Raw genomic sequence first — 6214 nt, forward strand, 5'->3', positions numbered from 1 at the left:
CCGCGCCCACCACCAGCACCTCGCGCGCGGACAGCCCCACCGTCAGGGGGAGGCCGTCCAACGCGGGTGCCGCCGGCCGCTCGGCCGCGGGGGCGGCGTCAGCGAACGCGATCGTCACAGGTGGATGCCGCACTCGGTCTTGGAGGAACCGGCCCAGCGACCTGAGCGCGGATCCGCTCCGGCTTCGACGCGGTGGGTGCACGGCTCACAGCCTATCGACGGGAAGCCGTCGTCGAGCAGGGGATTGAGGAGGCACCCGTGCTCCTCCGCGTAGGCGTGGACGCGATCCAGGGTCCACGCCACGAGCGGGTTGATCTTGATCATCGAGTGCTTGGCGTCCCACTCCACGATCGCCGCTCCGGCGCGGTGGTCGGTGTCCACCCGGCGCAGACCGGTGATCCACGCCTCGTATCCGGACAGCGCCGCGTCGAGCGGCTCCACCTTGCGCAGGCGGCAGCACAGCTCCGGGTTCGTCTCGAACGGGCGCGGGCCGAGCGCGGCCTCGTGCTCCTCACGGCTCGCGGGGCTGCGCACGTCCACGACGTTCAGGCCCGGTGTGGACGCGAGGGCGTCCCGGACGCCGATGGTCTCCGAGAAGTGGTACCCCGTGTCGAGGAAGAGCACGTCCACTCCCGGGGCGTACTGCGCGGTCATCTCCGGCACCACGGTGTTGGCCATCGAGCAGGCCACGGCGAGGGCGTCGCCGAAGGTCTCGCCCGCCCAGGCCAGGACCTCGGCGGGGTCGACCTCGCCGTGGTGGCCGTAGAGCCCGCGGTCGTCGAATCGACGCGCCGCGTCCTCGGCGATGGCCTTGAGTTCCTCGGTGGTCCGACGCCGGCCGGGGCCGGGGGTCAGGACGGTGCTGCGGGGCAGCAGATCGAGTGCGACTGCGGTCATACCAGAACCTCCTCCTCCACACGGTGGGCCCACTCGGCGAACGTCTCGCCGCTGGCACCGGTCTCCATGTACTTGCGGATCACGCGCTCCACGTAGTCGGGCAGGTCCGCGGACGGCACGCGGAGTCCGCGGACCGTGCGGCCGAGCCCACCCGACTCCTGGTCCTGGGAGGCCAGGCCGCCACCGAGGTGGACCTGGAAGCCCGGGGTGTCGCCGTCGAGCAGCTGGCCCTTGAGGCCGATGTCGGCGGTCTGGATGCGCGCACAGCTGTTGGGGCAACCGTTGAGGTGGATCGACAGCGGCGTGCGCAGGGGCGCGTCGTCGGCGAACCGGTTCTCGAGCTCGCCGATCAGCGCGGTGGCGGTGTCCTTGGTGTCGACAAAGGCGAGCTTGCAGAACTCGATGCCGGTGCACGCCATGGTGGAGCGACGGAAGGAGCTGGGCCGGGCGTGCAGGCCGATCGCGGCCAGCCCCTCGACCAACCGCTCGACCTTCTCGGGCTCGACGTCCAGCACGAGCAACTTCTGGTGCGGGGTGAAGCGGACCCGGTGGGAGCCCGCGGCCTCCGCGAGGTCGGCGACCTGCGACAGCTTCTCGCCGCCCACGCGGCCGACGGTGGGGGCGGCGCCCACATAGAAGCGGCCGTCCTTCTGCTCGTGGACGCCCACATGGTCGCCCGAGCCCACGCCACGCTCGGGAGCGGGGCCGTCCGGGAGCTCACGGCCCAGGTACTCGTCCTGGAGGACCTGGCGGAACTTCTCGGCGCCCCAGTCCTTGATGAGGAACTTGAGCCGGGCGCGGGTGCGCATGCGCCGGTAGCCGTAGTCGCGGAAGATCCCCACCACGCCGGCCCACACCTCGGCCGCCTCGGACTGGCGGACGAACACACCGATGCGGGTGGCGAGCTGCGGGTTGGTCGACAGCCCGCCACCCACCCAGAGGTCGTAACCCGGGCCGAGCTCCGGATGCCGGACGCCCACCAGCGAGATGTCATTGATCTCGTGGACCACGTCGAGGCTCGGGTGCCCGGTGATGGCGGACTTGAACTTACGCGGCAGGTTGGAGAACTCGGGCGTGCCGATGTACTTGGCCTTGATCTCCTCGATCACCGGGGTCGGGTCGAGGATCTCGTTCTCGGCCACGCCGGCGACCGGGCTGCCGAGGATCACGCGCGGGCAGTCGCCGCAGGCCTCGACCGTGTCGATCCCCACGTCCTCGAGCCGCTGCCAGACCTCGGGCACGTCCTCGATGGCGATCCAGTGGTACTGGATGTTCTGCCGGTCGGAGATGTCCGCGGTGCCACGGGCGAAGTCGGTCGAGATGCCCGCAAGTACCCGCAGCTGGTCGGTGGTCACCGCGCCGCCGTCGGTCCGGACCCGCATCATGAAGTACTCGTCCTGCAGCTCGTCGGCCTCGAGCTTGGAGGTCCGGGAGCCGTCCAGGCCCTGCTTGCGCTGGGTGTACAGGCCCCACCAGCGCATCCGGCCGGAGAGGTCGTCGGACGGGATGGAGGCGAACCCCTCCTTGGAGTAGGTGTCGAGGATCCTCTGACGCACGTTGAGCGCGTCGTCGGTGAGCTTGAACTCCTCGTTGTGGTTGAGCGTGAGCTTGCCGTCGATCTTCCACTGGCCCTGCGGCTTGGGGGCGCGTGCGGGACGAGCGGGGCGGGCGGCGGCGTCGGTACCGGTCATGTCCGCGAGGGTAGCCGTCGACAGACCGGTCTGTCTAATGAGTGCTACCCCCGGCGAGGTTCACGCGACCGGCCCCAGCCCGTAGGTGAGGACCGGGGCCGGGGCGGCGCGGTGGAGGCGGTCACAACACCGGCATCGACGACCCGAGGTCCTCGGCGACACCGAACACGGTCTCCCACAGCAAGGCGAGAACCAACGTCGGCAGAGCGGTGGCTACATCGACCAGGGTCGATCCCGAATCCTGAGCGAGGCTGGCCGTCGCCTCAATAGACGAACCGGCGACCTCATAGAGACTTCCCAACATGATGAACTCCTTCCAGAGCGGCCCTGGTCAGCCCACCCCTTGGACTACATCTCGGTCGCCCTGGCCCGATCATAGGACGATCCTCATAAAGTAGGAAGCCCCCAGCGAGTCGGTTACGAATATGCTGAGAAGCTTTGTCTGAGCGAGACATCTGTGGAAACGGCCAAGAATCGCCAGTACCGTGAGTGATGTACCCCACCAACCCATGGGGCACCCTCTCTCGAAAGGACATCACATGTTCTCTGAATTCTGGGCCAACCTCGCCAGCGGCTCCGCCGATCTCCTTCCCGACACGGGCACCGGCTCGGCAGCGATCGACGGCTTCCTCGGCCTGCCCGCCTACATCCTCGGCACCCTCGCCGGAGGCGCGGCGCTCTTCGGTTCCTGAGCGAAACTCGACACGCCCCGGTGGTCCGCCACCGGGGCGCTTCGCATTTCGCAGGGCGTGTCATCTCGCGCGCCCGTCACATCCCGCAGAACTCAAGCCAGACGTCGACCTCTCGCCGCGCCTGCTCCCTCCCCAGGACGTAGGCCTCCGCGAGACGGTCGACCCTGCGCTCGTAACTCCGGATCAACACGCGCTCCGGACGGAACACCACCGCGTCGCCCGACTCCTCCAGAGCCTCGATCTCGTCGAGAGTCTCGTTGTAGAGCGCCCACCTGTGCAGTAGTGCCTCCCCCACCGCCGGGAATCTCCGGAAGTACGAGCGGTAGAACGGGGTGAGTCGTCGCGGCGGGATCTTCCGGTACCCCCTCGGTTGGGTCAGCACCACCAAAAAACTCTCGATTCCGGCCTCCCGCGCTGCGGAGAGCGGGATCCCGCCGTCGCGGCCCAGCGCCCCGTCCACGTAGTACTCGCCGTCGATCAGCACCGGCGGCATCCACACCGGCATCGTCGAGGACGACCTGACCATCCGCATGAGCTCCGGCATGCTCGAAGCGTCCTCCTCGGTCCAGAAGACCGTGGCACCATCCGAACACCGGAAGGTCCCGATCCTCGCGGCCGTGCCGCTGCTGGAGAACGTGTCGAAGTCGTAGGGCAACACCTGGTCCGGGAGACCGGTCTGCTCGTAGATGTACTCGGCGTTGAACAGACCCTTCCCCCGGGCGAAGCTGCGCCAATCCCCGAAATTGGAATCCGCCGCGAGTTCGACGAAGCTCTTTCGCGCGCGGACGCCCTCGCGGGACAGATAGTTGGCCACGTGGGTGGCCCCCGCGGAGATCCCCGCAGCCATCCCACCGTGGATGCCCGCATCGATGAGCGTCTCCACGACCCCCGCCGTGTGGACCGCCCGCATCCCCCCGCCCTCGAACAGGACTGCGACATCCGGAGCAGTGGGCGATAAATCGGTCACGACACCCAGGGTAAGTCGCATCGTCACATCAGCGATGATCGACTACCGTCTCCCGAGTGAGCGCTCTCGCCGACTTCATAGCATCCGTCAACGATGTCTACTGGTACGCGGTCATCGCACTACTCGTCATCGCCGGCCTGTACTTCTCCTTCACCACCCTGATCGTCCAGGTGCGGATGTTCCCGGAGATGCTGCGGACGATCGTCGAGAAACCCTCCGACATCGAGCCGGACAAGAAGGGCATCTCCGCCTTCCGCGCCTTCACCATCTCCGCTGCGTCGCGCGTGGGCACCGGGAACGTCGCCGGCGTGGCCATCGCCATCACCGTCGGCGGCCCGGGCGCTGTGTTCTGGATGTGGCTCATCGCGATCATCGGCGGCGCCACCGCGTTCATCGAGTCGACCCTCGGGCAGTTGTACAAGGTCAAGGGCAGGGACTCCTATATCGGCGGCCCCGCCTACTACATCCGCGACGGGCTGGGGTGGAAGCGCATGGCCGTGGCGTTCGCGGTCATCATCACCCTCACCTACGGGTTCGTCTTCAACGCCGTGCAGGCTCACTCCATCTCCGAGTCGGTGCGCAACCAGTTCAGCCTCGAGGGAACGGGGTCGGGCCTGGTGATCGGCCTCGTCCTGGCAGCGGTCACCGGCGCGGTCATCTTCGGTGGCGTGCGTCGCCTGTCCGCGGTCACCGAGATCCTGGTCCCGGTCATGGCAGCGGCCTACGTCGTCGTCGCCCTGATCGTCGTGGCGATCAACATCACCGAGGTCCCGGAGATGATCTCGCTCATCGTCGGTCACGCCCTCGGCTTCCGGGAGGTCGCGGGAGCCGCGATCGGCGCGGCGATCATGCAGGGCATGCGGCGTGGGCTGTTCTCCAACGAGGCCGGCATGGGTTCGGTCCCTAACGCCGCCGCCACCGCCTCGGTCTCACACCCTGTCAAACAGGGCCTGGTCCAGGCTCTGGGCGTCTACTTCGACACGCTGATCGTGTGCTCGGCGACCGCGTTCATCATCCTGCTGGCAAACCCGGAGTTCGGCGGCGACAGGGAGGGCATCTCCCTCACACAGGACTCGCTGGCCTCACAGGTCGGCGAGTGGGGCGTGCCGTTCCTCACCGTCGTCATCTTCTTCCTGGCCTTCTCCTCGATCCTGGGGAACTCGTACTACGGCGAGGCCAACATCAACTTCCTCCGCGAGAGCCCGCGTGCGATCAATGCCTTCCGCGGACTCGTGCTCCTCGCCGTGGTCGGCGGGGCGCTCGGGTCGGTCGACCTGGTCTGGGGCCTGGCCGACCTGTTCATGGGCGTCATGGCCACCATCAACCTCATCGCGATCATCCCGCTGGGCGGTCTCGCAGTGGCACTGCTGAAGCACTACCTGCGGCAGAAGGCCGAGGGCCACAACCCGGTGTTCCACCGCGACGACCTGCCGCAGGCCCGGAACGTCACGTCCTGGGACGGTTCCGATCCGATGACGCTGCAGCACGTCGCCGACGAGGCGCGCGACGTCGAACCGAAGGGATGAGCCACCCGGCACCGGCCGCGCACTCCCCCGCGTACGAGCGCTTCGCCGCCCTGCCCAAGGCTCACCTGCACGTCCACCTCGAGGCCGCGATGCGGGTCGAGACGATGCGCGAGTGGTGTGCCGAGGACGGCGTGGAGGTCCCGCCGCTCGTCGAGTTCCCCGACTTCACCCGCTTCCTCGACGCCTACGGCCTGCTCATCTCGCTCCTGAGGACCCCGGAGCGGCTCGGTCGGTTGCTCGACGAGGTGGTGGCGGACGCCGCCGCACAAGGCGTCGTGGCGCTCGAGTTCGCCTCCATCCCGGACAAGTCGGCCGCCTTCGACACGGCCGAGGACGCGCTGGGGTTCATCCTCCCCGCCGTCGCGGAGGCCGGCCGGCGCCACGGGGTGTGGACCGGCGCCATCGTGAGCATCGATCGCGGCGCCGGGCGCGCGCACGCGC

Annotated in this window: 7 protein-coding genes; 3 read left to right on the forward strand and 4 right to left on the reverse strand. The window is 68.4% G+C overall.

All coding sequences use genetic code 11. From position 1 onward, the window contains the following. Nucleotides 1–114: 114 nt before the first annotated feature. The 3 genes from G6017_RS06145 to G6017_RS06155 form a co-directional block, all read right to left on the reverse strand. The gene (locus G6017_RS06145) at nucleotides 115–897 is read right to left on the reverse strand and encodes a phosphoadenylyl-sulfate reductase (RefSeq protein ID WP_017837640.1); all 783 of its coding nucleotides are present in this window, start codon (nucleotides 895–897) and stop codon (nucleotides 115–117) included. Further along, the gene (locus G6017_RS06150; RefSeq protein WP_182616466.1) at nucleotides 894–2588 is read right to left on the reverse strand and encodes a nitrite/sulfite reductase; all 1695 of its coding nucleotides are present in this window, start codon (nucleotides 2586–2588) and stop codon (nucleotides 894–896) included. Before G6017_RS06150 ends, G6017_RS06145 begins: the two co-directional genes overlap by 4 nt. A 121-nt stretch (nucleotides 2589–2709) precedes the next feature. After that, on the reverse strand, nucleotides 2710–2892 hold the full coding sequence (locus G6017_RS06155) for a hypothetical protein (protein WP_182610106.1): 183 nt from the start codon (nucleotides 2890–2892) through the stop codon (nucleotides 2710–2712). Nucleotides 2893–3127: 235 nt separating this feature from the next. Between G6017_RS06155 and G6017_RS06160 the strand changes: the two genes are divergently transcribed. Continuing rightward, entirely contained in the window at nucleotides 3128–3280 is a 153-nt protein-coding gene (locus G6017_RS06160) for a hypothetical protein (protein ID WP_179524101.1), read from the forward strand. Between the two features lie 76 nt (nucleotides 3281–3356). On the opposite strand, the gene G6017_RS06165 is transcribed toward G6017_RS06160, so the two are convergent. Then, the gene (locus G6017_RS06165) at nucleotides 3357–4247 is read right to left on the reverse strand and encodes a patatin-like phospholipase family protein (protein WP_347237955.1); all 891 of its coding nucleotides are present in this window, start codon (nucleotides 4245–4247) and stop codon (nucleotides 3357–3359) included. 56 nt (nucleotides 4248–4303) lie between these two features. Between G6017_RS06165 and G6017_RS06170 the strand changes: the two genes are divergently transcribed. Next, on the forward strand, nucleotides 4304–5773 hold the full coding sequence (locus G6017_RS06170) for an amino acid carrier protein (protein WP_182616468.1): 1470 nt from the start codon (nucleotides 4304–4306) through the stop codon (nucleotides 5771–5773). Beyond that, nucleotides 5770–6214 (forward strand): amidohydrolase family protein (locus G6017_RS06175; protein ID WP_524536252.1); only part of this gene is annotated, 445 nt, incomplete at its 3' end. The genes G6017_RS06170 and G6017_RS06175, both read left to right, overlap by 4 nt.

Origin of the sequence: Dietzia sp. B44 (assembly GCF_014145245.1) — a bacterium.
Classification (GTDB): Bacteria; Actinomycetota; Actinomycetes; order Mycobacteriales; family Mycobacteriaceae; genus Dietzia; species Dietzia natronolimnaea.

Bases quoted from the DNA above. Each gene is read 5' to 3' on its own strand.
- G6017_RS06145 (WP_017837640.1), bottom strand. From the start codon at position 897: ATGACCGCAGTCGCACTCGATCTGCTGCCCCGCAGCACCGTCCTGACC.
- G6017_RS06150 (WP_182616466.1), bottom strand. From the start codon at position 2,588: ATGACCGGTACCGACGCCGCCGCCCGCCCCGCTCGTCCCGCACGCGCC.
- G6017_RS06155 (WP_182610106.1), bottom strand. From the start codon at position 2,892: ATGTTGGGAAGTCTCTATGAGGTCGCCGGTTCGTCTATTGAGGCGACG.
- G6017_RS06160 (WP_179524101.1), top strand. From the start codon at position 3,128: ATGTTCTCTGAATTCTGGGCCAACCTCGCCAGCGGCTCCGCCGATCTC.